Raw genomic sequence first — 23,230 nt, 5'->3', positions numbered from 1 at the left:
AGGGGGTGCGAGCACCGTGAGGATCCGGCGTACGCCGGGCTCCGTGGGACAGGATGGGGCTCATGGATGCCACGCAGCGTTCCCGCGTAGCCATCGCCGGTGCCTCCGGCCTCATCGGCTCGGCCCTGGCCCGCTCCCTGATCGCCGACGGGCACCAGGTCGTCCGCCTGGTGCGGCGCCCGGCCCGGGCCGCGGACGAGGTCGAGTGGTCCCCGAAGCGGCGGTACGTCGACACGGCCGGGCTCGCCGGGTGCACCGCCGTGGTCAACCTGGCCGGGGCGGGCATCGGCGACCACCGCTGGACGGCCGCGTACAAGCGCGAACTCCGGGACAGCCGGGTGCTCGGCACCGCCACGCTCGCGAAGGCGGTCGCGGACCTGGACGAGCCGCCGGAGGTCATGCTCTGCGGCAGCGCGATCGGCTATTACGGCGACACCGGCGACCGCGAGGTGGACGAGCGTTCTCCGGCGGGCGAAGGGTTTCTGCCGTCGCTGTGCGTGGCGTGGGAGGAGGCCGCGGGCCCGGCGGTTCAGGCCGGGGTGCGCACCGCGTTCGCCCGGTCCGGCCTGGTCGTGGCGCGCGGCGGCGGGGCCTGGGGGCGGCTGTTCCCGCTGTTCCGGGCGGGGCTCGGCGGACGGCTCGGCAGCGGCGAGCAGTACTGGAGCTTTATCGCGCTGCACGACGAAGTGGCCGCGCTGCGGACGCTGTTGGAGCCGGGCGGCCTGTCGGGCCCGGTCAATCTGACGGCCCCGCACCCGGTCACGAACCGTGAGGTGACCGCCGCGATGGGCCGCGTCCTGCGCCGCCCGACACCGTTTCCGGCCCCGGCGCCCGCGCTGCGGCTCGTACTCGGCGAGATGTCGGGCGACGTGCTCCGCAGCCAGCGGGTGCGCCCCGCGCAACTCCTGGACTCCGGCTTCCGGTTCGCGTTCCCGACCATTGATGAAGCGCTGCGGGCGGCGCTGCGTTGACGGGTGGCCGTGTGGATGACGCGCCACCGTACGTACGGAGTTGAGGTGCGGTCGTACGTACGGCGATGACATACGGCAATGACGTCGATCACGTACGGCGATGACGTACGGCGATGACGCTCCGTCACGCGAACAGCACGAGCGAACGACCGGTCCCGACCAACATGCGACCGTGTGCGACCGTGCCCTGCCCACGCGCGACTGCACCTGACCGGATACCGCCCTAACCTCGAGCCGAACTCGGGTATTCCTGTGGCTTGTTGGGGCATCACGTCCCAAGGAGCCGCGCAACCTCGGGGAGGGGCACGTGCTTGAGCCCGCGGATCATGCGGACGTCATCGTCGTGGGAGCCGGAGCCGCCGGACTCTCCGCCGCCCTCCAGCTGACCCGAGCTGGGGTGCACACGATCGTCCTGGAGGCCGCCCCCTATGTGGGGGGCCGGATGGCAACAGAACAGAAGGACGGCTTCCGGCTTGACCGGATCGGCCGACTCCTCTGCAGTTCGTACCCGGAGCTGCGGCGCACCCCAGGCCTCGACGGCCTCGCCCTGCGCACGTTCACGGCCGGACTCCTGGTGCACGGCGAGGGCCGCCTGCACCAGGTGCGGGAGCCGGGCAGCGCCCTCGCGCCCGCGTTCGAGGGCCGGGGCGGGGGCAGGCCGGGCGGACGGACGGGGCGGCCCCGGCGCACCGGACGGGCCGGACAGGCCGGACGGAGCGCGAGGGGCGCACTCAACGCAGCGCGCGCCCTCGCGAGCGCCCCTCGGGGTCCGTTGCGCGCCGGGACCGGGTTCGGGCCACGCATCCCGGGCACGCCCGCGGGGCCACTGGACTCCCGTGGCCCACGCACCTCCAGAGGCCCACTGCGGCCACGGGGGCCACTGGGGCCACTCGGTTCTCTGGGTTCACTCAGCTCACTGGGTTCGCTCGGCTCTCTGGGTTCACTGGGATCGCTGGGGACGTTGGGCTCACTGGGGCCTCTGGGGCCGCGGGCGCCACGTGCCGCCCGGGCCGCCGCCCGGCCGCTCCTTGGCGGCGCGCTCGACCAGGCGCGGCTCGCCGCCGCCCTGGCCCGGCTCGCCGGGACCGAGGTCCCCCGGATCCTGCACCGGCCCGAACTGCCCGCCACCGACGCCCTGTTGGCGCACGGGCTGCCCGCGCGCACCGTCGACGGACTGCTTCGCCCGCTGCTCGCGGCGCTGCTCTGCGACCCGGACCTGGACACGTCCAGCCGGTGTGTCGACCTCGCGCTGCGCGGCCTGGCCCGCGGTCGGCTCTGCGTACCCGAGGGCGGCGCAGCCGAGCTGCCGGAGCGAATGGCGGCCGCGCTGCCGCCAGGCACGGTGCACACCGGTGTGAAGGCCGTGGAGATCGCCACGAACGCGGTACGCACCGCCGACCACGGCGAGCTCCGCTGCGGCGCCGTGGTGTTGGCGACCGGCGCCCGCCAGGCCGCCGAACTCCTGCCCGGCCTGCGCCTGCCGTCGTTCCACCCGGTCACCGTGGTCCACCACACCGCCCCGTCGGCCCCACCGGCCGGACCCGCGCTACTGCTCGCCGCGGACCGCGAAGGACCGGTCGCCCACACCTCCGTCATGAGCGAGGTCGACCCCGCACGAGCCCCGGACGGACGGCCACTGATCACCTCGGTGGTCCTGGGGGCACCGCCACCGGAGGGCGAGATCCGCGCCCACCTGGCCCGCCTGTACGGCACATCCACGACGGACTGGGAACTCCTCGCCGAACACCACGACCCGGAGGCGGTCCCGGCGATGCCCGCACCACACGACCCCCGCCGCGCCGTCCGCCTCCTTCACGGCCTCTACGTCTGCGGCGACCACCGGGACACGGGCACGGTGCAGGGAGCCCTGCACTCGGGCAGGAGGGCGGCACGGGCGGTCCTGCGGGACTTGGGGGTGAGTCCGGCGGCACTGGGGGACCGTCCGGTTCCGGCGGCGGCGTAACCGGGGGGCCGGGGCCGGGGGCGAAGCCCCCACCCCCTCACCCCAGCGCGGCGACCCGCTCCCGGTACCCGCGAACCGCCCCCGCATCCCGATAGGGCTCGAGCCGCCGCTCGAAGTCCCGTACGTAATCAAGCGCCCGCGCCGACCGCATCTCAGAAGCCTGCTGCGCCGCCTCCGCCCCCAACGCACAAGCCTGGTCCAACTCCCCCAACCCGAGCCGAGCGGTCGCGAGCACCACGCGACAGAACAGCCGCGACCGCGCGTACCCGGGCGCGCGCAACTGCAACGACCGCTCCGCGTTCTGTGCCGCGGCGCGGTACTGCTGTAGATCCCGATAACAGTGCGCGAACTCATCGGCCAGCTGCGCCTCGTCGAAGAACCGCGCCCAGTACGGCACTTCGTCCCCGGGCCGGGCCGCCTCCAGGGCGCGCTCGGCCCGGACCAGCGAGGCGGTGCAGGCGCGGACCTCGCCGAGGACCCCGTGCCCGCGCGCTTCCACGGAGTGCAGCAGCGCCTGGACGACGGGCGGCGCGGCGGCCCCGACGCCCTGCTGCGCGACCCGGGCGAGTTGCACGGCCTCGCGGCCATGGCCGAGGTAGACGGCCTGGCGGCTCATCGTGACCAGGACGTACGAGCCGTACGCCCGGTCGCCCGCGGCCTGTGCGAGCCGCAGCGCCTGGACGAAGTACCGCTGGGCGAGGCCGTGCGCGGCGATGTCGTACGAGGTCCAGCCCGCGAGCCGGGTCAGGTCCGAGGCGGCCGCGAAGAGCCGCCGCCCGACGGTCTCGCCGTACGTACCGCGGAGCATCGGCTCGACCTCGTGCTCCAGGTACCGCACGAGCGCCTGCCGGGCGTGCCCGCCGCCGTACGCGTGGTCGAGGGCGCGGAACAGCTCGGCGACGGAACGCAGCGCGGCGATGTCCCCGCCGGTCACCCGCTGGCCGGGCCCGCGCTCGGTCTGGGTGCGCTGCCGGGGCACCGAGTGACGGCTCTGACGGCCCTGTGCGGGCACGCGCTCGGACGCCGGATCGCCGCGCGCGACCCGCTCGTCGGCGCGGCCGATCAGCCAGTCCCGGCTCGGCACCACGAGCCCGGCCGGGGTGAAGGCGATCTTCCGCAGCTCGGCGTGGCTGCCGGAGTCCTTGCGCCACAGGCCGCCGACGATGTCCACGGCCTCCTCGGGGCCGGACGCGAACTCCAGGCCCGCGTACACCGGGGCGCAGGCGTCGAGCCCGAGGTCCTGCGCCGAGAGCCGCCGCCCGAGCCGCCGCGTGAAGACCTCGGCGATCAGTGCGGGGGTGGTGCCGCGCGGCTGCTGACCGCGCAGCCAGCGGGTCACCGAGGTCTTGTCGTAACGCAGGTCGAGGCCGTGTTCGAGGCCGAGTTGGTCGACCCTGCGGGCGAGCCCTGCGTGGGAGAAGCCGGCCTCGGCGATGAGCGCGGCGAGCTGGCGGTTGGGGGTGCGCTGCGGGGGTCGTTCCGTCATCAGCTCTGCGATCTCCTGCCTTCCGGGACTAGCCCGTCAGGGCCTCATGGCCGTCGTGGCCGCGTGGCCGGGTCCGGCCCCGTGGCCGTGAATCGGCCGCACGAACGGCGCGAATTTAGCCGTCCAGATCGTCTGTAACGCGACCTCTGCCCCACATTCATCCGATCGTGTGAGAAACCGAGCCGGTGTTGGACACACACCCCTGACCCGTGGCCGCACCCGGCGGCCGCACCCCGCGGCCGCTCCCCGGGCCGGGCCGAACCGATCGCCCCGGCCCGTACGCCCCGTCTGATAGGGCCGTACAGTGGCTGAGGGCGCAAAACGTGCAGGGTGAATGTTTTCAGGGAGGCACTGCCGTGAGTGAAGCCGTGAGTGGTGGGCTGCGATTCGTACGCCTTGGTTTCGGCCCGGACAAGGTCGAGTACCAGGCGGCCTGGGACGAGCAGCGCCGGGTGCACGCCGCCCGCTTCGCCGACGAGATCCCCGACACCTGCCTGCTCCTTGAGCACCCCTCGGTCTACACGGCCGGCCGCCGCACCGCGGACAGCGAGCGTCCGCTCGACGGCACCCCGGTGATCGACGTGGACCGCGGCGGCAAGATCACCTGGCACGGCCCGGGCCAGCTGGTGGGCTACCCGATCCTGAAGCTGCCGCGCCCGGTGGACGTCGTCGCGCACGTGCGCCGACTCGAGGAAGCGCTGATCCGTACCTGCGCCGAGTTCGGCGTCGAGACCAGCCGGGTCGAGGGCCGTAGCGGCGTCTGGATCCTGGGCGACCCGAAGGACCCGGCGGAGCAGAGCCTGGGCGGCCTCACCCTCGACTTCGACCCGCGTACTCAGGACGAGGAGTTCGACCCGCGGCTCAACGGCCCGGAGTACGCCCCGTCCAACGCCGGTCAGCGCCGCGAGGACCGCAAGTTGGCCGCCATCGGCATCCGCGTCGCCAAGGGCGTCACGATGCACGGCTTCGCCCTGAACGTGAACCCGGACAACAAGGAGTTCGACAAGATCGTGCCCTGCGGCATCCGGGACGCGGGCGTGGCCTCGCTCGCCGACGAGCTGGGCCGTGACCTCACCATCGAGGACGTACTGCCGGTCGTGCAGAAGCACCTGCGGGACGTCCTGGAGAACGCCGAACTCAAACCGCGCGAGATCGTCCGCGAACAGCCGGAGACCGCGGCGGTCTAGCCCCGGCCGGAGCCCCCCGGCCCAGCCCCACCCAAGGGGAATCCCGGGGAATACGAACCGAGGTCCATAGGTTGGCCGGGCGTAGGCCCGAATGAACGACGGGCGTACCCTGGTGGTCGCCGACGAATCAAAGCTGTCGACGTAATCGAAGTTGTAGGGAGCCGCACGTGTCCGGAGTCGCACCCGACGGACGCAAGATGCTGCGCCTGGAGGTCCGCAACAGCCAGACCCCCATCGAGCGCAAGCCCGAGTGGATCAAGACCCGGGCGAAAATGGGCCCCGAATACACGAAGATGCAGAACCTCGTGAAGAGCGAGGGCCTGCACACCGTGTGCCAGGAGGCAGGCTGTCCCAACATCTACGAATGCTGGGAGGACCGCGAGGCGACCTTCCTCATCGGCGGCGACCAGTGCACCCGGCGCTGTGACTTCTGCCAGATCGACACCGGAAAGCCGCAGCCGCTGGACCGCGACGAGCCGCGCCGCGTCGGCGAGTCCGTGGTCACGATGGACCTGAATTACGCCACCATCACCGGCGTCGCCCGCGACGACCTGGAGGACGGCGGCGCCTGGCTGTACGCCGAGACCGTGCGGCAGATCCACGCCCAGACCGCCGACCGCGAGGACGGCCGTACGAAGGTGGAGCTGCTCGCCCCGGACTTCAACGCCGAGCCGGAGCAGCTGGCCGAGGTCTTCTCCTCCCGCCCCGAGGTCTTCGCGCACAACGTGGAGACGGTGCCGCGAATCTTCAAGCGGATCCGCCCCGGCTTCCGCTACGAGCGCTCCCTGAAGGTGATCACCGAGGCCCGCGAGGTCGGCCTGGTCACCAAGTCGAACCTGATCCTCGGCATGGGCGAGACCCGCGAGGAGATCAGCGAGGCGCTGAAGCAGCTGCACGAGGCGGGCTGCGAGCTGATCACGATCACCCAGTACCTGCGCCCGTCGGTGCGCCACCACCCGGTGGAGCGCTGGGTCAAGCCGCAGGAGTTCGTGGAGCTGAAGGATGAGGCCGAGCAGATCGGCTTCTCCGGCGTGATGTCCGGACCCCTGGTCCGCTCCTCGTACCGCGCGGGTCGGCTGTACCAGATGGCGATCGAGAAGCGCGGTACGTACATCGCCGCGCAGGCCGTCTGAGCAGTCCGAGTCGTTCGAGCCGTTCGCGGCCTACGCCTTTCAGCAGTTCGAGGCCTACGCCTTTCAGCAGTACGCCGTGGAGCACCCGCTGAAGCACCCGCTCGGCCCTTGAGCATCTGCTCGCCGCAACTCTGTGAATTCAGGCACAAGCGCATAACGGCCGGTCACGGCCGGGACGACGCGGTCCGTACAGGTCCCCGCAGGTGGGGGCGGGGTACGGGCCGCGTCGGCGTTCCGGCGGGCCGTCGGGGGGTGGGTGCCGGGCCTTCATGGGTGTTTGACCAGCTGGTCATGCGCTGGTAACACCCTTGAGTGACACTGTCCTTACGTCACGTAGCATCGCCCGCCCCCCGCACCCAGCGCACCCCCCACCCCGCCATTACCGGACATCCAGAGGGGACCCCCGCCATGCAGGCCGCGCCCGTTCGCGCCACCGCCATCCCGTCCGTCACCGGCGCTCTGCGCGCCGTCGAGTCAGTGCTGCTGCGCGGTGGACAGCGCACCGCCCGCCGTAACGCGTGGTCCTCCGTGCTCGAGGACCGGCGCCGCGCGAAGGACCGCGTCGAGACGGAGCAGGTGCTCCAGGCCGTTAGCCCGGCCCGGACGTCGTAAGCCATCCGGCGGGCACGTAAACTTCAAGGCATGGCGAGGAAGGACAACGCAGCGAGCACTGCGAACCCAGGGCGACTCAAGCAGATCGCCCTCACGTACAAGATGACCAGCAAGGCCGACCCCAAGATCGGTCTTGTCATCGCCGCTGTGGGAATCGTCACCTTCGGTGTCCTCCTCGGCATCGGCTTCCTGATCGGCCACCCTGTCTACCTGGGCATTCTCGGCTTCCTGCTCGCCTTCCTCGCGATGGCGATCGTGTTCGGCCGCCGGGCCGAGCGGGCCGCGTTCGGGCAGATGGAGGGCCAGCCCGGGGCTGCGGCCGCGGTGCTCGATCAGATGAAGCGGGGCTGGACGTCGACTCCGGCGGTGGCGATGAACCGCAGCCAGGACGTGGTGCACCGGGCCATCGGCAAGGCCGGCATCGTACTGATCGCGGAGGGCAACCCGAACCGCGTGAAGAGCCTGCTGGCCGCCGAGAAGAAGAAGATGGCCCGGATCGTCACGGACGTCCCGGTGCACGACTTCATCGTCGGCAACGGCGAGGACCAGGTCCCCCTGAAGAAGCTCCGCACCACGCTCATGAAACTGCCGCGCGTGCTGACCGGCCCGCAGGTCACGGCGACCAACGACCGGCTGCGCGCGATGGGCGACCTGATGAGCAACATGCCGCTGCCGAAGGGCCCGATGCCCAAGGGCATGCGGATGCCGCGGGGCGGCCCGAAGATGTGACGTCCGCGTTCACGGACATACGTGGAGGGGGCGCCGGAACCGATGGGTTCCGGCGCCCCCTTCGCGTATCCCCAGGCGTGTGAAACCCGCGTATCGCGCCGTATACGAAGACGTGGAAAGGCTGCCGCCTCGACCAGGCCCTGATCCGCCGGACCAGAACCAGATCCGCACCCGCACGGCGCGGAACCAGATCCGCACGCGCACGGCGCAGAACTAGATCCGTACCTGCACGGCGCGGGCGATGCGGTCGTGCAGGCCGCGGCCGTCGCGGTCCCAGATGAGGGGCGGGATCGCCAGGCAGAGCAGTACGCAGCGGACGAGGACCCGGCCGAGGCCGAGCCGGCCGCCGCCCTCGGCGACCACGCGCAGGCCGAGCAGCCGCTTGCCCGGGGTCGAGCCGAGCGTGCCGACGGTGAGCAGGCTCAGGACGAAGAAGATGCCCAGGGCCCAGTTGCCCTGCGCCTGCCGGTCGCCCTGTGCGAAGAGCCCGTATGCGATGAGCATGCACGCGGCCCAGTCGATCGCCAGGGCGCCGAGGCGCCGCCCGAACGGGGCGATGGCGCCGGAGCCTTCTTCCGGCAGCCCGAGGCGCTCGCCGCGGTAACCGAAGTCGGCGACACCCATGTCCTCGGCGGTCTGCCGGGGGCCATTGAGCCACGATCCGATGACCTGTCGCGTGTCCGCGCCCTGACTGTTCTTGGCGGACTGGCTCTTCTTAGCGGCCTGACCCTTGTCCGCAGCAGCCTGTCCCTGGTCCGCGGCTTGTCTCTTCTCCACCCGTCCACGGTACTGCGCCCGGTTTCGCCCGTACGAGGCCGGGTCCGGGCCGAGTCCCTGGCCGGGTCCGGGTCGAGTCCCTGGTCCGGGTCGAGTCCCTGGCGGTTCTTGACGCCCGTCTCACGCCCGGGCCGGTTAACTTCGGTGAAACAAATGGGTCACGCTTGAGAAATCCCCTGTCCCTATGGTCGGGTCCAGCGTGGGCCACCGCACTGGCCGCACCACGAGTGACACAGACCCGGCTCCGCCCGGACCGGGAGTAGGAGGAGCTGGATGTTCCAGAACGCCGACGAGGCCAAGAAGTTCATCGCAGACGAGGACGTGCAGTTCGTCGACGTCCGCTTCTGCGACCTGCCCGGTGTGATGCAGCACTTCACGGTGCCGGCGGAGGCGTTCGACCCGGCCGAGGAGCTCGCCTTCGACGGCTCCTCGATCCGTGGCTTCCAGGCCATCCACGAGTCCGACATGGCGCTGCGCGCCGACCTGTCGACCGCGCGCGTGGACCCCTTCCGCCGCGACAAGACGCTGAACGTCAACTTCTTCATCCACGACCCGATCACGGGCGAGCAGTACAGCCGTGACCCGCGGAACGTGGCGAAGAAGGCCGAGGCGTACCTGGCCTCGACCGGCATCGCGGACACGGCGTTCTTCGGCCCGGAGGCGGAGTTCTACGTCTTCGACTCGGTCCGCTTCGAGACCAAGTCGAACGAGTCCTTCTACCACATCGACTCCGAGGCGGGCGCCTGGAACACCGGCGCGATCGAGGACAACCGCGGCTACAAGGTCCGTTACAAGGGCGGCTACTTCCCCGCTCCCCCGGTCGACCACTTCGCCGACCTGCGCGCCGAGATCTCCCTGGAGCTGAACAAGGCGGGCCTGAAGGTCGAGCGCCAGCACCACGAGGTCGGCACCGCGGGCCAGGCCGAGATCAACTACAAGTTCAACACCCTCCTGGCCGCCGCCGACGACCTGATGCTCTTCAAGTACATCGTGAAGAACGTCGCCTGGCGCAACGGCAAGACCGCGACCTTCATGCCGAAGCCGATCTTCGGCGACAACGGCTCGGGCATGCACGTCCACCAGTCGCTGTGGCAGGGCGGCTCCCCGCTCTTCTACGACGAGCAGGGTTACGCGGGCCTCTCGGACACCGCCCGCTACTACATCGGCGGCATCCTGAAGCACGCCCCGTCGCTGCTGGCCTTCACGAACCCGACGGTGAACTCGTACCACCGCCTGGTTCCGGGCTTCGAGGCCCCGGTCAACCTGGTCTACTCGCAGCGCAACCGCTCCGCGGCCATGCGTATCCCGATCACGGGCTCCAACCCGAAGGCCAAGCGCGTCGAGTTCCGCGCCCCGGACCCGTCCTCGAACCCGTACCTGGCCTTCTCGGCCCTCCTCCTCGCGGGCCTCGACGGCGTCAAGAACAAGATCGAGCCGGCCGAGCCGATCGACAAGGACCTCTACGAGCTCGCCCCCGAGGAGCACGCGGGCGTCCCGCAGGTCCCGACCTCCCTCCCGGCCGTCCTCGACGCCCTTGAGGCGGACAACGAGTACCTCCAGGCCGGCGGCGTCTTCACCTCCGACCTGATCGAGACCTGGATCGACTACAAGCGCACCAACGAAATCGCCCCGATCCAGCTGCGGCCGCACCCGCACGAGTTCGAGCTTTACTTCGACATCTAAGAGGCGGCGGGTTTCGCCCGCCCCGGCCGACTAGCGATGAGGGCCGCTACTCCTGGTATGGAGAGCGGCCCTCATTCGTGTTCGGTCACTTCACGGCGCTGATGATGTGCATGCCGCGGGGGCCGACGGCGTCGTGCTGGATGCGGAGGCCTGCTGTGCGGCACTCCTGGGTCAGCCAGGCGGAGCTGATGCGGAGTTTGGGGTAGCTGCTGGTGTGCAGGGTCCAGGTGTCGCCGGTGCGTTCGTGGATCAGGTCGTGGACGGTGACCTTGTCCTCATCGGCGTACTCCAGGAAGCAGGTCATGATGCGGTCCGGGGTGCTTCGTACCGGGAGGAAGCGGTCGGTTCCCTTGAGGGGGTTGGTCAAGTCCCTGTAGGAGATGATCAGTTGGCCTCCCTCGGTGAGGCTTTCGGTGATCTCGCCCAGCAGGGTGGTGACGTCCTGTTTGCTCGGTAGGTGGGTGAGGGTGTCGCCCATGCAGACGACGGTGGACACGGTGCCCGGGCGGGTGTGCTCCGGGAGTACGCCGCGTATGTCCGCGTGCAGGGGGCGGATGGTGGTGGTGGCAGTGGCCGATGCGTGGTGGGTCAGTTCGTCCAACAGTCGGCGGCTGGTGTCGACGGCGAGTACGGAGGTGAAGCCCAGGTCGGCCAGGGCCAGGCTCTGTTGACCGGGGCCGCAGCCGAGGTCGACGGCGAGTGTCTCCTCTGCCGCCTCTGTCGCCTCTTCGGGACCGTCTACTCCTGCTCCTGCTCCCACTCCCAGCTCCTTGAGCAGGCTGGTCTGGGCTGCGGCGAGTTCGTGGACGTCGCCGCCGAGCATCCAGGAGTAGTGCTCGGCGAGTAGACGGTCGTAGTGGTCGGTGGCCTGGGTCATGTGGGGTTGTTTCCTTTCCGGGGAGTTGTCAGGGGCTTTGAGGGCTTCTTACGGGAGGACTTCTCACGTGTGGCGTAGGCGGTTGCTGCCAGGGCCGCCGGTAGGAGGAGGTACGGGCCGCAGAAGGTGAGTACGAGTGTGACCATGGCGGCGCTGGCAACGGCGGCGGTGCGGAGGAGGCTTCCGCGGGGCAGCAGGGTTGCCGCCGCCAGTAGCCCGGCCAGGGTGACTGCGGCCAGGCAGGCCGAGGTTGAGCGGAGGAGGGTCTCCAACTCGACCGCGCCTGCCGCCGCTGCGGCCGTGACCACCATCGACGCGGCCGTCAAGAGCGTGAGGCTGCGCCGGGGTGGTGCGCTCTCGCCGCCGGGCTCGGTGACCAGGCGGCGGGGCATCGCGCCGTCCTGGCCGAGTGCCGCGCCCAGGCGGGCGCCGCCCGCGAGGTAGGTGTTGACCGCCCCGAAGGTGAGGAGCAGCGCCGCCACCGCGGTCACCGGACGGGCGTACGTTCCGATGCTCCGCTCCAGGAGAAGGGTGAGGGGTGTGGTGGTGGCCCCCGCCCCGGCGCCGAGCACGCCGATGGTCACGAGTGCGAGCCCCCCGTACAGCGTTGCGACGATCCCCCACGCTCGTACCGTAGCGCGGGGCAGATCGCGCCCCGGTGCCGCGAACTCGGCCGACAGATGGCTGATGGCCTCCCATCCCGCGAAGGCGAAGAACAGCACGGCGGCCGCGCTGCCGACGGACGCCCAGCCCTGCGGCAGGAAGGGGGTGAAGTGCTCGGCCTCCATGTGTGTGCTCGATAGCGCGATGGTCGTACCCAGGAGCAGGGTGAGCAGGGCGATCATGAGCAGTTGCAGCCGTCCGGACAGGCGCAGCCCGGCGAGGTTGGCCCCCCAGGCGGCGGCAAGGACCAGGAGGGCGATCAGCGGTACGGCGCCACGCCCCAACCCCGCGGCCGAAGCGACGTATTCACCGCCGATCAGTGCCGCGGCCGGTACGCCGAGCGGCACCGCCCAGTAGAACCACCAGCCCACCGGGGCGGCCGGTCGCGGCCCGAAGGCTCGTTGGACGAATGCGGACACCCCGCCGCCGTCCGGGTGCCGGGCCCCGAGCGCCGCGAACACCAGGGCTATGGGCAGGCTCACCGCCACCAGGCCCAGCCAGGCCAGCAATGAGGCCGGTCCCGCCACCGCTGCCGCCGCCGAGGCGAGGGTCAGCGCGCCGGGGCCCAGGACCGCGCCCACGCTCAGTGCTGTGCCGGTTCCCAGGCCGAGGTGTCCGTGGCGGCTCGGCCGCCCACTCGACAGGCTCTCCGGCGGCCGTACGGTCTCGCTCATCCGCTGCCCCTTGCTCGGTGTTCGTTCGGCATTTCGCGGTGAACGTAGGGCAAATGAGGGCGAGTTCAGTGAGGAGCGGAATGAGATTCGGTATCGGGGCCAGAATGGTGGGCATGGACGAACTTGATTCGGCGATTCTGGAGCATCTCCAGCGCGACGCACGGATAACCAACAGGGAGCTGGCCCGCACGCTCGGCATCGCCCCCTCCACCTGCCTGGAGCGCGTACGCGTGCTGCGCAACCGGGGAGTGATCACCGGCTACCACGCCTCGGTGGACCTGCGGGCCCTCAACCGCCATGTGCAGGCGCTGCTTTCGATCCAGGTACGGCCGTTGAGCCGCGAGGTCATCGAGGGCTTCAAGCGGTACGTTTCCCAACTCCCGGAAGTTCTCTCGGTGTTCGTCGTCGCGGGCAGCGACGACTTTCTCGTCCACGTCGCCGTTCCGGACGTCGATCAGTTGCATGCCCTGCTCATGGACCGGTTCAGCGAGCGCCGTGAGATCGTCAACTTCCGTAGCTCGGTGATCTATCAGCACCACAGCTCTCCGGTGGTCGGGCCCCTCGGGGATCCCACCGAGTCGTGAGGCCGGGCGTCGCCCTCAGACCTCGGATTCAGACCTCGCGCCTCGGATTCAGACCTCGCGCCTCAGATTCGGACCTCAGGCCCCAGACCTCAGGCCTATGCTTCGGGGGATACGAGGTCCGCAGCCGCCTCGAGCGCCGCTTCGCAGGCCGCGGCCTGTACGTCCGTATGGGCAAGCAGGTACACGACGCGGATGCGGGACGACGGGTGGGAGCGGAAGTAGTCGACCGTCGCGGACAGGAGGGTGTCCACGGTCTTGTGCAGGTCGCTCTTGCCGCCGCCCGCGCCGAGGAGCGGCAGCACGAGGGAGCGTAGGGGCTCGCCGTCCGCGGCGCGCCGGTCGGTTTCGGTGAGGATGTTGCGTACGCAGCGCTGTAGGTCCATGACCGGGCGGTAGCCGGAGCCGGGTTCGCCCTCGACGGCGGCGACGTGCAGGATCCGTCGGACCTGGTTGCTCTCGGCCAGCTCGCCGGGGCCGGTGACCAGGACCTGGCCCGCCGATACGTGCGTACGGCCCGCCATGCGCTCGGCCAGTTCCAAGGCGATGGTGTCGTGGACGAGTTGGCCGGTGTCGTCCTTGCGGGCGCCGTGGTAGCGGATCGTCGCGGAGACGGTGCGTTCGTCGACGCGGGACATTTCCATGCGGGAGTTCTCCGAGTTGACCCAGACGTCCGTGCCCAGGACGTTGGCCAGGTTCCCGGTGATCATGCCGACGCGGTGGCGCCGGTCGCCACGCAACGGCAGTTCGTATCGGGTGCATTGGGCGAGCGGGCGGGGCTCGGACCGTCCGTCCCCCGGCGGGCGTGCGCTGCGGAGTCGGCGGCGCAGGGCGGTGTTCTCCCGTTCGGCGGTCTTCAGGCGGGCCGCCAGTTCGTCCCGTGGGCGGGTCCTGGCCAGCCAGGTGAAGGAGGCGAGCATGAAGAACGCGGCGAAGCCCGCGGCGCCACCGAGTCCGAAGCCAAGGGCCTTGCCCTCGGTGAGCGAGTCCGGGAAGGCGGAGAACAGGAACAGCGCCGCCGCCAGGGAGTAGAGCAGGATCGCCGGGAGCTGGAGGGCGTACTGCCGCTCGGAGCGGGCGGCCGCCGACGACCAGATCTGCAGCGCGATGCCCGCGGCGGCGAGGACCGCCGTGACAGCCAGGTGCAGCGGAGTCATCGGTGCGTCCCCCTCCTCGGTCGCTCAGTCTCTTGGTCGCTCAGTCTCTCGGCCTCTCGACCGTTCTCGGCCTCTTGACCTCTCGCGACCTCTCGATCTCTCGGCCCCTCGGTCCTTCGGCTCCTCGGCCTCTCAGCCCGTCGCCTCTCCTGCTCTTCGGTCCCTCGGTCCTTCGCCTCTTCGGCCCCTCGGTCCCTCTGCGCTTCCGCTCTTCGGATGCGGGCGGCCCCTCGGCATCGTCGCCCGTGCACAGGCGATCATATGCCTCAACACCGGTGCCAGAGGCATCAATTGGTGGTTTCATCTGGTCATGGATCCCATGGACTTCGGCGACGTCTCCGATCTCAGAATCCGCCTTCAGGTGGTCGCGGAGGAGGCCGATCGTCGCCTTGTCACGGTCTTCGGTTCGGGTATCAGCAGCGCCGTCATGCCCGGGGTCCCGGAGCTCACCCGGATCTTCCGCGATCACGTGCCGAGGGCGGGGCGCACCAAGTTCGACGAGATTCTCGAGCCCGTCACGGATCCGGGGCTGAAGTACCAGAACGCCGCCGCCCTGCTGACCAAGCAGGCCGGTGAGTCCACCGTCATGCGGGCGATCCGTACCGCGGTGCTTCGCGGGTGCGATGACGTGGCCGCGGAGGACGTGGCCAGGGTCGCGCGGGACGAGGAGCAGTGCCGGGCGTACGTGAAGTCGGGGAGCTGGCGGATTCCGGTCGGCTACCAGCGGTTCGCGCAGTTCTTCGCCGGTCTGAGCGGCAAGGTGCGCGGGCCGATCATCACGACGAACTTCGACCCGCTGATCGAGATCGCCTTGCGCGATGCGGGAGTTGACGCCGCGCCCATCCCGGTGCCGACGGATTCGGCGCCCACGCCGGAGCAGTTGCGGGAGGCGATCACCCAGCCGGTGCTGCACATTCACGGTTACTGGACGGGACCGGCGACGAGCAATGTGCCGTCCCGGATCACCGCGAAGCGCCCCAAGCTGGACCGGGTGCTTCAGGAGTTGCTCAAGAACTCCGTGGTTCTGGTGGTGGGCTACAGCGGGTGGCTGGACGGGTTCATGCGGAGCATGCGCGAGCGGGTCCTCGACGAGGCGGATCTGTTGCAGGCCGAGGTGCTCTGGGCGGCGTACGACTCGGATCCCGCGCGGGTGGTGGGGGACGGCGTCCTCGCGGAGCTCGTGGGTGCGCCCGGCTTCAGTCTTTATCTGGGTGTCGACGGGCACGAGTTGTTCACGGACGAGCTCGACCTGGAGGAGGCCGAGACCGGCGAGACGGCTTCTCCCTTCGGGTACTCGCGCGTGCCGCGCAGGGTGACCGCCCCCGCCTCGTACTCGCCCGGAGCCTTCGCGGAGGGCAGCCGTCCGGTGTGGGCGGACGCGAAGCCGGGGCGCTGGCCGGTCCTGGGCGCGACCGGGGACCTGGAGCGGCAGGTGTCCGGCTGGCTCGACCGCGGTGGCGGGGGCGGGGCCGTGGCCATCGGCCCGCTGGGTGAGGGCAAGTCCCTGGCCGTACGCCAGGTGGCCCTCACGGTGGCGGCGTCCCGGCCGGAGTGGAACGTGCTGTGGCGCGAGCCGGGCGCTCCCCCGGTGACCAAGTCGTGGCTGGACGAGGCCCGTTCGGCCGGTCCTACGCTGGTCTGTGTCGACGATGCCGACCTGGTCATGGACGATCTGCTCGCCACGCGTGACGTATGGGCCGCCGAGGACTCGGGGGTCGTGTTCCTGCTCGCCAGCCACGACCGGCTGTGGTGGCAGGGCGCGGGACCTTCCCTGAAGCGCTGGATCGACGACGTCCTCTTCCACGGCATAACGGGCGACGACGCCCGGAACATCGCCGCGGCGTGGCAGCACATGGGGCTGCTTCCGGCCGCACTGCCGGACGTCGAGGCGGCTGCGGACCGGCTCGCCGCGTCCGCGGACTCCATGGCTGCCGAGTCCAGCACGCTCTTCGGCGCCGTGCTCGACGTCCGCTACGGTCCTGAACTCGGCAGCCGTATCGAGGACTTGCTGCGCAAACTGCACGAGATCAAGCTGACCGACTCGGTGCGTCTCAGTGAGGTGGATCTCGGTGAGGTGGATCTCGGTGAGGTGTTCGCCGGGATCTGCGTGATGCAGCACGCGCTCGACAAGAACGGCAACGAGGGCAAGGGCGCCAGCCGGTCGGTGATCGCGGCCATGGTGGACCTCGGCTCCGTCTTCGCCGACGGCAAGATCCTCAAGACCCTGGGCCGCGAGGCGGCGGTCACCTTCGCCGGGGACCGGGTGTACTCGCGGCATCCGTCCATCGCGTCGACGGTGGTCGAGTACCTGCACCGCGAAGGGGCCGCGCAGAAGGTCTACGAACTCGTGGGCCGGGCCGGGGGCACCCTCTTCGAGGCCGGTGCCGCCGATGCCGACGGATACCGGGACGCCTATCTGCTGTCGCGGTATCTGCCGGTCCCGGAGGCCGTGTGGGCCGCCACCGGGGCGGTCAAGGGCACCGGGGAGCACGTGCTCGAGTCCCGGGTCTCGCTGATGCGCGCGCTGCGCCGGGAGGGCAGGTCCGACGCGTACGGCCGAGGACTGGCGCCCCGCCTGCGCGACTACCGCGACTACTACGGCGCGGTCCGTGGGTTCCTCGTGGAGTTCTCGATCTCCTTGCGGGACGACGGGCACGCGCAGACGTCGGCCGGTCTGGCGGCGCTCGCCCTCGACGACCGGGCCGGGATCACACTCGACGAAAGCCGGGCCAGCTACGCCCTCGTGAGCCTCGCCAAGTCGGCGGCGAAGCTGAACGCGCAGCTGGGCGACGGTGCCGGAACAGATGCCCCCGAGGTCTGCTACGTCCTCCTCGAGCGGGTACGCGGTGAGGAGCGGGCGGAGAAGTTCCTGGGCGGCGGCCGTTACCGGGGCAGCGCCCGCCTCGACGAGATCCGGCAACTGTCCGACGGCAAGCTCTGCGCTCGGCTCGCCGCCGCACTCCACCGGCCCGCGGCCGCGGCCGTGCAGGAGACCGGGATACCTGTCGAACTGGATGACATGCTGTCCTTCGATGGCCTGCGTCGGCTTGCCGAGCGTCGGCGCGGCCGGGCTTAACCGGTCAGGTGGGGGCAGGCGTAACCGGTCAGGTGGTGGCCGGTGTGCGGGTGGTCAGGACGTGTTCCACCAAGGTGATCAGGACGTCCTTGCCGGATTCGCGGTGGCGGGCGTCGCAGAGGACGACCGGGGTGGCGGGGTTCAGGTCCAGGGCCCGGGAAACCGCTTCTTCCGTGTGCGTACGGACGCCGTCGAAGCAGTTGACCGCCACCACGAAGGGGATGTCGCGGCTCTCGAAGTAGTCGACCGCCGGGAAGCAGTCCGGCAGGCGGCGGGTGTCCGCCAGGACGACCGCGCCCAGGGAGCCCGTCGCCAGCTCGTCCCAGACGAACCAGAAGCGGTCCTGGCCCGGGGTGCCGAAGAGGTAGAGGGCCAGGTCGTCGCGGAGGGTGATGCGGCCGAAGTCCATCGCCACCGTGGTGGTGGTCTTGGTCTCCACACCGGTCAGGTGGTCCACCGGGCGCGATGCCTCGGTCAGTTGCTCGTCCGTGTTCAGCGGACGGATCTCACTGACCGCTTCCACCAGGGTCGTCTTGCCGACGCCGAAGCCACCGGCGATGAGGAGCTTCAGGGCGGTGAACCGGTCGGACGGCTGGGCGGAATGCTGGTCGGACCGCTGGTCGGACGGCTGGTCGGCGTGGTGCTCAGAGTGCGCGGAGGCCATTGATCACTTCTCGCAGGAGGTGGGCGTCGGGGCGTGTGGACGTCGACGCCTCCGAGTCGGGTGGGGTGATGCGGATGAGGCCGTGGGCGGTGAGGTCGCCGAGCAGGACGCGTACGACGCCCAGCGGAAGGCCGGAGTCGGAGGCCAGGTCCGCGACCGGGCGCGGCCCGTCGCCACAGAGGGTGAGCAAGTGGCTTTGCTCGGGCGGCAGTTGGGCTTCAGGGGCGCTCTTCGTACGGCGGACGATGGCCATGAGGTCGACCCGCTCCGCGCCGTTGTCCGTGCGGGCGCGGCCCGCGGTCATGGCGTAGAGGCGGACGAGCGGGCCCGCCTCGTCGTCGTAGCGGTCGGTCCAGGCGTCGGTCGGGCCCTCGGTCATGGGGCCGCGCCTTCCGCGCCGGAGCCCGAGCCGGGGCCCTCGTCGTCGGGCCGCGTTCGCGCCGGTACGCCGAGGTGTTCGCGTACGCGGTCCACCAGGAGGGCCATCTCGTACGCCACCAGGCCGATGTCGGCATGGCCCGCCGTGAAGACGGCCAGGCAGGAGCCCTCCCCGGCCGCGACCACGAAGAGGAAGCCGCCCTCCAGCTCGACCATCGTCTGGATGACGCCGCCCGCGCCGAAGTGGCGGCCCGCGCCCTTGGCCAGGGAGTGGAAGCCGGAGGCGATCGCCGAGAAGCGCTCGGACTCGTCGCGGCCCATGCCGGTGGAGGCGCCGATGGCCAGACCGTCGCTGGACAGCATGACCGCGTAACGGACTTCGGAGACCCGGTTCACCAGGTCGTCCAGCAGCCAGGTCACTCCGGCGGCGCTCGCGCTCCCGGCTGCGGCCGGTGCCGCCGCGTCCGCCAGGTGCGTCACGGTGTAGGTCGGGGGCTCTTGGGTCATCGGGGGCCTTCTTCGTTCGGGGTGTCGGCCGGAGTGGCGTTCGAGGGGTCGGCCGGGGTGCCCGCCTCCCCGTGGATGTCCCGGGTCACGTGGGCGCGGCGGCGGCCCGAGCGCAGCGACGCCATGGTGGCGCGGGCCGCTTCCGGGGAGCGGCGGGTCGGGGCGGCGGCCGATGGGGCTGCCGCGGCGGCGGAGGCGGAGGCCTGTGGGGCGTCCGAGCCGTCGCCCTCGCCGCCGCTCTCTTCGGGCCTGCGCAGTTCGGGGGCGAGGCTGGCCTGGCGGACGCGACGCGGGAGGCCGTCGCCGGGGTCGGGCGCGGGTGCGGGGTCGGGCGCGGGTGCGGGTGCGGGTGCGGGTGCAGGTGCAGGGTCGGGCGCGGGCGCGGGTTCCGGTTCGGGTGCCCTGAACTGCTCGGGTGCCCTGAACTGCTCGGGTACGCGATCGAGTGCGGGCTTCGCGCCAGGCTCGGGCTGCCGCTGCCGACGCGGGAGTTGAGGTGCCTCCGCCGACGGGGGCGGCGGCGCCACGGGCCGCCCGTGCGCCGGAGTCAGGGCAGAACCCGGAGCCGGGACCTGAGCCGGAGCCGGAGCCTGGGCCGGAGCCGGAGCCGGAGCCTGGGCCTGGGCCGGAGCCTGAGCCGGGGCCGGGGCCGGGACCTGAGCCTGGGCCTGAGCCGGGACCTGAGCCAGTTGCTCCGCCCTCGCGGCGGCCGCCGCCCGTCCCGGCAACGGCCGCAACCCCGGATGTGGAGCCTCCAGAATGTGCTCCGGCACGAAGACAACCGCCGTGATCCCGCCGTACACGGAGCGCCGCAGCGTCACATCCACCCGCTGCCGCTCGGCGAGCCGGTTGACCACGAACAGGCCGAGCTGGCGGGAGTCCAGCAGGTCGATGTCGGTGGCGTGCAGCTTCGCGTTGGCCGCGGCCAGGGCCTCGTCGCCCATGCCGAGCCCACGGTCCTCGATCTCCAGGACCGCCCCGGCGCCGACCTCCTCGCCGCGCACCACCACGGGCGTGTGCGGCGGCGAGAACGTGGCGGCGTTCTCGGTGAGTTCGGCCACCAGGTGCACCAGGTCGGCCACCGCGCTGCCGGACAGGCGCAGGTCGGGGATGGCCTCGACGCGTACCCGGGCCAGGTCGGCGGTCTCGGCGATGCCCGCGCGTACCGCGTCGAGCAGCGGCACCGGGTTGCGCCAGGCGCGCCCCGGCGCCGAGCCGGAGAGGATGAGCAGCGACTCGGCATGCCGCCGCATCCGGGTCGTCAGGTGGTCGAGGCGGAACAGGTCTTCGAGGTCGTTCGGGTTCTCGGTACGCCGCTCCATGGCGTCCAGAAGCTCGAGTTGGCGGTGGAGCAGGACCTGGCTGCGGCGCGCGAGGCTGACGTACACGCCGGAGACGCCGGTGAGGACGGCGGCGCGGCCCGCGACGGCGCGCAGGGCGGCGCGCTGCACAGTGGTGAGCGCGGCGCCGACCTGCGCGATCTCGTCGCGCGCGGCGGTGCGGTCCAGGTTCTGTCTCCCCGGTCGCCGTGGATCAGTCTGCGCCCGCCGCGGAGCGGCTGATGGATGCCGTTGGTGCGTGCTGTCGGCGTGCCGGTCGGAGTGCTGTTCACTCGATGGCCCTGGCGTACGTGGGGCTTCGGTCGGTGCGGCGAGAGTGCGCCCGCCGCGCCAGCGGCTCATGTCACGGCGGCGTCGCGGGCCCGCGGAGACCGGAGAGACCGGAGAGACCGGGGAGACCTGGGAGACCTGGGAGACCGGGCCCAGGGGTGCCTCCGTGTCGAGGTCGAGCTCTTCGCCGTTGTGGATCCGGCGGATCGCGGCGGGCAGCCGGGTGGCGGCGAGGTCGAGGGCGGAGTTGCGCAGTCCGGTCAGGTCCGCGACGAGGCCGCGGCCGATGCGTACGGAGAGGAGCAGCGCGACCACGACGCCGAGCAGGCCGAGGAGCACGGCCAGGCCCGAACTGCCCAGGGTGGACAGGGCGTACGGTTCGGCGGCGCCCGCGGCCGTCGCGCTCGCCTCGGCCCGGGCGAGCCCGGCCCGCACGGTGGTGGCGGCGTGCTGCCAGCGGTCGGCGGGTACGGCGTCGGCGGCGCGCTCGGCGCCCGCCGCGAGGACGGCGTCCTGGGCGGTGGCGAGGTCGGCGGCGCCGCTGGAGTCGAGGACCTTGCGGTAGGCGGCCGCGTCGTCGGGGCGCAGGTCGGCCACGGCGCCGCCGGTGAGGGCGCGCTGGAGGGTGACGTCGCCGACGAAGCCGCGGTACTGGACGGCGGTCATCTTCCCGGCGGCCTGCGCGGCGCCGAGCACCGCGTCCTGGCGGCTCAACGCCTCGGCGGCGCGGGCGAGTTCGAGGACGGTACGGGTGTCGGAGGCCGCGGCTGCTCCCGTGCTGCCGTGATCGGCGCCCGCGAGTCCGGACCGTACCGCGAAGGCCCGGTCCACGGCGGTGCCGTAGCCGGAGAGCACGGCGCCCGCTCCTCCTCCCTGCCCGGCGTCGGCGGTGGCCGCCTTACGGGTGGCGGCAAGGCCGTCGGCGGAGTCGCGGAGTCGCTCGATCCGGCCGGGCAGCCCGGCGTCAAGGGCGGCCAGGTCGGTGCTGTTGGACGCGACGCCCCGGCGCAGCGCGGTGACGGCCCGGTCGGTACGGGACTCGGCGGCGTCGAGGGCCTGCCGCTCGGTGGCGCCGGGGGCGGCGCGGTACTTCAGGGCGGCCGCCCGTTCGTCCTGTACGGCGGTGGTGAAGTCCACGACCGGGGTGACGAGGGCCGAGTTGATCTGCTTCAGCTGCTCGGTGTCCGAGACCTGGGACGCGGTGGTGACCGCGGCGTGGCCCCACAGGGCCATCAGCGAGACGACCGGGACGGTGAGCAGGGTGACGACCTTGGCGCGGATCGATTTGGGGCGCAGCCGTTCGGGCAGCGGTAGGCGTGCGGGCATGGCGCAGCTGTCTCCTTGACGGTGCAGGAGTGGGGGCGGCGCGGACGGAGCGCCATGACGGGTTCGGGGACGGTGCCGGAAGGAAGCCGGAATCGGTGCCGGAAGGGACCCTTCAGGCCGAAGGACCGTTAGAGATGGAAGGGGCCAAGTAACCGGAACGGAGCAGACCGTTCAGGTCGCCGGAAGCTCCACCTCGTGCAGCGGCCGGGCCGCCGCCCGGTCCGCGTCACGTTCCCGCGCGGTCGGCGACAGCGCCACGAACGCGCAGGTCAGAAAGAGGAACGAGCCGAGCACCACGGCGAGCGGAAAGATGAAGGCGGGGGCGCTGGCGCCCGGCAGCGGCTCGGTGCTCGCGTGCACGGTGACGCGCACCGCGGCCATGCCGGTGTAGTGCATGCTGCTCACCGCGAGCCCCATCACCAGCGAGGCGACGGCCGCGATCACCGGCCCTTGCACGGCGAGCGTCGCCCAGAGCGCGGCGGTGGCGGCGACCACGGCGATGACGACGGAGGCGGCCACGGTGGCCGGGTCGTACGCGATGTCGCCGTTGAGCCGGACCGCCGCCATGCCGATGTAGTGCATCGCGGCGACGCCGAGCCCGGTACCGAGCCCGCCGAGCAGCACGGCCCGGGGGCGCGAACCGCCGTACCCGGCGGTGAAGATGCCCGCGCCGACGACGGTGATGGCGACGAGCAGGCTCAGCAGGGTGAGCGGAATGTCGTAGCGGATCGCGGTGCCCTCGACGGTGTAGCCGAGCATCGCGATGAAGTGCATGGTCCAGATCCCGGCCCCGATCGCCGCCGATGCGGTGATCAGCCACTTCCGCTTGGATCCCGGCCCGGCGGCCAAGGCCCGTACGGTGCACCGGAGTCCGAGCGCGGCGCCCAGTACGGCCATCGCGTACGACAGGACGGGCGTGATCCATCCCCCCGCCATGTGGTGCATGTGACCCACGGTTCTCCTCTCGCAGTCGCGTTCGGCCCCCGATCGCCGGGGACGCTAACACGGGGTCGCGGGGCGGGTCCGGGGGTGAAATCGGGGTCGGATCCAGGGCCTACCGATCGGTAAAGCCCGAGTTCACGGGGCGGGAGCGGACTACAGATCCTCACCGGCACCTCCACGCTTTCTCCACAGTGCGACTCATGTCACGCCGCGTCACGGGGCGCTTCGGACATC

Annotated in this window: 19 protein-coding genes; 9 read left to right on the top strand and 10 right to left on the bottom strand. The window is 71.4% G+C overall.

The annotated features are described in order from the left end of the window. Positions 1-62 precede the first annotated feature (62 nt). Positions 63-971: a TIGR01777 family oxidoreductase gene (locus ACWD10_RS12270; protein ID WP_451089784.1), complete on the top strand. Its 909-nt coding sequence runs from the start codon at positions 63-65 to the stop codon at positions 969-971. Between the two features lie 307 nt (positions 972-1,278). Then, a complete protein-coding gene (locus tag ACWD10_RS12265) occupies positions 1,279-2,934 on the top strand; it encodes an FAD-dependent oxidoreductase (RefSeq protein WP_451089783.1) in 1,656 nt (551 codons plus the stop codon). 37 nt (positions 2,935-2,971) lie between these two features. Here ACWD10_RS12265 and ACWD10_RS12260 read toward each other — a convergent pair whose 3' ends face one another. Further along, complete coding sequence (locus ACWD10_RS12260; protein ID WP_451089781.1) at positions 2,972-4,420, bottom strand: regulator; 1,449 nt, start codon at positions 4,418-4,420, stop codon at positions 2,972-2,974. A gap of 356 nt (positions 4,421-4,776) precedes the next feature. On the opposite strand from ACWD10_RS12260, the gene lipB reads away from it, so the two are divergent. From lipB to ACWD10_RS12240, 4 genes are all read left to right on the top strand, one after another. Next, positions 4,777-5,607, top strand: coding sequence for a lipoyl(octanoyl) transferase LipB (gene lipB, locus ACWD10_RS12255; protein ID WP_451089779.1), 831 nt, complete (start codon positions 4,777-4,779; stop codon positions 5,605-5,607). A gap of 167 nt (positions 5,608-5,774) precedes the next feature. Next, positions 5,775-6,740 (top strand): lipoyl synthase, encoded by a 966-nt coding sequence (lipA, locus tag ACWD10_RS12250; protein WP_451089777.1) that lies wholly within the window; start codon positions 5,775-5,777, stop codon positions 6,738-6,740. 408 nt (positions 6,741-7,148) lie between these two features. Continuing rightward, entirely contained in the window at positions 7,149-7,352 is a 204-nt protein-coding gene (locus ACWD10_RS12245) for an SCO2195 family GlnR-regulated protein (RefSeq protein ID WP_451089775.1), read from the top strand. Positions 7,353-7,382: 30 nt separating this feature from the next. Further along, positions 7,383-8,081 carry a DUF4191 domain-containing protein gene (locus ACWD10_RS12240; protein ID WP_451089773.1) on the top strand — a complete coding sequence of 233 codons (699 nt, stop codon included), beginning with the start codon at positions 7,383-7,385 and terminating at the stop codon, positions 8,079-8,081. A 213-nt stretch (positions 8,082-8,294) separates the two neighbouring features. Here the strand turns inward: ACWD10_RS12240 and ACWD10_RS12235 are convergent, their stop codons facing one another. Beyond that, positions 8,295-8,705, bottom strand: coding sequence for an RDD family protein (locus tag ACWD10_RS12235; protein WP_451090048.1), 411 nt, complete (start codon positions 8,703-8,705; stop codon positions 8,295-8,297). A gap of 426 nt (positions 8,706-9,131) precedes the next feature. On the opposite strand from ACWD10_RS12235, the gene glnA reads away from it, so the two are divergent. Continuing rightward, positions 9,132-10,541 carry a type I glutamate--ammonia ligase gene (gene glnA / locus ACWD10_RS12230; RefSeq protein ID WP_451089771.1) on the top strand — a complete coding sequence of 470 codons (1,410 nt, stop codon included), beginning with the start codon at positions 9,132-9,134 and terminating at the stop codon, positions 10,539-10,541. 85 nt (positions 10,542-10,626) lie between these two features. On the opposite strand, the gene ACWD10_RS12225 is transcribed toward glnA, so the two are convergent. Together ACWD10_RS12225 and ACWD10_RS12220 are read right to left on the bottom strand one after the other, a co-directional pair. Beyond that, positions 10,627-11,418, bottom strand: a complete 792-nt coding sequence (locus tag ACWD10_RS12225; RefSeq protein WP_451089769.1) for a class I SAM-dependent methyltransferase — start codon at positions 11,416-11,418, stop codon at positions 10,627-10,629. Then, on the bottom strand, positions 11,415-12,755 hold the full coding sequence (locus ACWD10_RS12220; RefSeq protein ID WP_451089767.1) for an APC family permease: 1,341 nt from the start codon (positions 12,753-12,755) through the stop codon (positions 11,415-11,417). The genes ACWD10_RS12225 and ACWD10_RS12220 overlap by 4 nt, the downstream gene beginning before the upstream one ends. Before the next feature lie 113 nt (positions 12,756-12,868). Here ACWD10_RS12220 and ACWD10_RS12215 point away from each other — a divergent pair, with 113 nt between their 5' ends. Then, a complete protein-coding gene (locus ACWD10_RS12215) occupies positions 12,869-13,339 on the top strand; it encodes an Lrp/AsnC family transcriptional regulator (protein ID WP_451089765.1) in 471 nt (156 codons plus the stop codon). A gap of 95 nt (positions 13,340-13,434) precedes the next feature. Here ACWD10_RS12215 and ACWD10_RS12210 read toward each other — a convergent pair whose 3' ends face one another. Then, positions 13,435-14,493, bottom strand: coding sequence for a macro domain-containing protein (locus ACWD10_RS12210; protein WP_451089763.1), 1,059 nt, complete (start codon positions 14,491-14,493; stop codon positions 13,435-13,437). Between the two features lie 310 nt (positions 14,494-14,803). Here ACWD10_RS12210 and ACWD10_RS12205 point away from each other — a divergent pair, with 310 nt between their 5' ends. After that, positions 14,804-17,569 carry a P-loop NTPase gene (locus ACWD10_RS12205; protein WP_451089761.1) on the top strand — a complete coding sequence of 922 codons (2,766 nt, stop codon included), beginning with the start codon at positions 14,804-14,806 and terminating at the stop codon, positions 17,567-17,569. Between the two features lie 28 nt (positions 17,570-17,597). Here ACWD10_RS12205 and ACWD10_RS12200 read toward each other — a convergent pair whose 3' ends face one another. The 5 genes from ACWD10_RS12200 to ACWD10_RS12180 form a co-directional block, all read right to left on the bottom strand. Then, positions 17,598-18,233 carry a GTP-binding protein gene (locus ACWD10_RS12200; protein WP_451089759.1) on the bottom strand — a complete coding sequence of 212 codons (636 nt, stop codon included), beginning with the start codon at positions 18,231-18,233 and terminating at the stop codon, positions 17,598-17,600. Then, positions 18,214-18,612: a DUF742 domain-containing protein gene (locus ACWD10_RS12195; RefSeq protein WP_451089757.1), complete on the bottom strand. Its 399-nt coding sequence runs from the start codon at positions 18,610-18,612 to the stop codon at positions 18,214-18,216. The genes ACWD10_RS12200 and ACWD10_RS12195 overlap by 20 nt, the downstream gene beginning before the upstream one ends. Further along, a complete protein-coding gene (locus ACWD10_RS12190; RefSeq protein WP_451089755.1) occupies positions 18,609-19,118 on the bottom strand; it encodes a roadblock/LC7 domain-containing protein in 510 nt (169 codons plus the stop codon). Before ACWD10_RS12190 ends, ACWD10_RS12195 begins: the two co-directional genes overlap by 4 nt. Beyond that, on the bottom strand, positions 19,115-22,054 hold the full coding sequence (locus ACWD10_RS12185) for a sensor histidine kinase (protein ID WP_451089753.1): 2,940 nt from the start codon (positions 22,052-22,054) through the stop codon (positions 19,115-19,117). The genes ACWD10_RS12190 and ACWD10_RS12185 overlap by 4 nt, the downstream gene beginning before the upstream one ends. 171 nt (positions 22,055-22,225) lie before the next feature. Continuing rightward, positions 22,226-23,008 carry an MHYT domain-containing protein gene (locus tag ACWD10_RS12180; protein WP_451089751.1) on the bottom strand — a complete coding sequence of 261 codons (783 nt, stop codon included), beginning with the start codon at positions 23,006-23,008 and terminating at the stop codon, positions 22,226-22,228. Positions 23,009-23,230 lie beyond the last annotated feature (222 nt).

This window comes from Streptomyces sp. NPDC002851, assembly GCF_053591935.1.
This window is presented reverse-complemented; position numbering and strand designations above follow the sequence as displayed.

Excerpts from the sequence above, each read along its gene's own strand:
- ACWD10_RS12210 (WP_451089763.1), bottom strand. The coding sequence starts at position 14,493 with ATGACTCCGCTGCACCTGGCTGTCACGGCGGTCCTCGCCGCCGCGGGC.
- ACWD10_RS12225 (WP_451089769.1), bottom strand. The coding sequence starts at position 11,418 with ATGACCCAGGCCACCGACCACTACGACCGTCTACTCGCCGAGCACTAC.
- ACWD10_RS12260 (WP_451089781.1), bottom strand. The coding sequence starts at position 4,420 with ATGACGGAACGACCCCCGCAGCGCACCCCCAACCGCCAGCTCGCCGCG.
- ACWD10_RS12240 (WP_451089773.1), top strand. The coding sequence starts at position 7,383 with ATGGCGAGGAAGGACAACGCAGCGAGCACTGCGAACCCAGGGCGACTC.
- ACWD10_RS12185 (WP_451089753.1), bottom strand. The coding sequence starts at position 22,054 with ATGCCCGCACGCCTACCGCTGCCCGAACGGCTGCGCCCCAAATCGATC.
- ACWD10_RS12220 (WP_451089767.1), bottom strand. The coding sequence starts at position 12,755 with ATGAGCGAGACCGTACGGCCGCCGGAGAGCCTGTCGAGTGGGCGGCCG.
- glnA (WP_451089771.1), top strand. The coding sequence starts at position 9,132 with ATGTTCCAGAACGCCGACGAGGCCAAGAAGTTCATCGCAGACGAGGAC.
- ACWD10_RS12195 (WP_451089757.1), bottom strand. The coding sequence starts at position 18,612 with ATGACCGAGGGCCCGACCGACGCCTGGACCGACCGCTACGACGACGAG.
- ACWD10_RS12270 (WP_451089784.1), top strand. The coding sequence starts at position 63 with ATGGATGCCACGCAGCGTTCCCGCGTAGCCATCGCCGGTGCCTCCGGC.
- ACWD10_RS12200 (WP_451089759.1), bottom strand. The coding sequence starts at position 18,233 with ATGGCCTCCGCGCACTCTGAGCACCACGCCGACCAGCCGTCCGACCAG.
- ACWD10_RS12235 (WP_451090048.1), bottom strand. The coding sequence starts at position 8,705 with ATGGGTGTCGCCGACTTCGGTTACCGCGGCGAGCGCCTCGGGCTGCCG.
- ACWD10_RS12190 (WP_451089755.1), bottom strand. The coding sequence starts at position 19,118 with ATGACCCAAGAGCCCCCGACCTACACCGTGACGCACCTGGCGGACGCG.
- ACWD10_RS12245 (WP_451089775.1), top strand. The coding sequence starts at position 7,149 with ATGCAGGCCGCGCCCGTTCGCGCCACCGCCATCCCGTCCGTCACCGGC.
- ACWD10_RS12215 (WP_451089765.1), top strand. The coding sequence starts at position 12,869 with ATGGACGAACTTGATTCGGCGATTCTGGAGCATCTCCAGCGCGACGCA.
- ACWD10_RS12205 (WP_451089761.1), top strand. The coding sequence starts at position 14,804 with ATGGATCCCATGGACTTCGGCGACGTCTCCGATCTCAGAATCCGCCTT.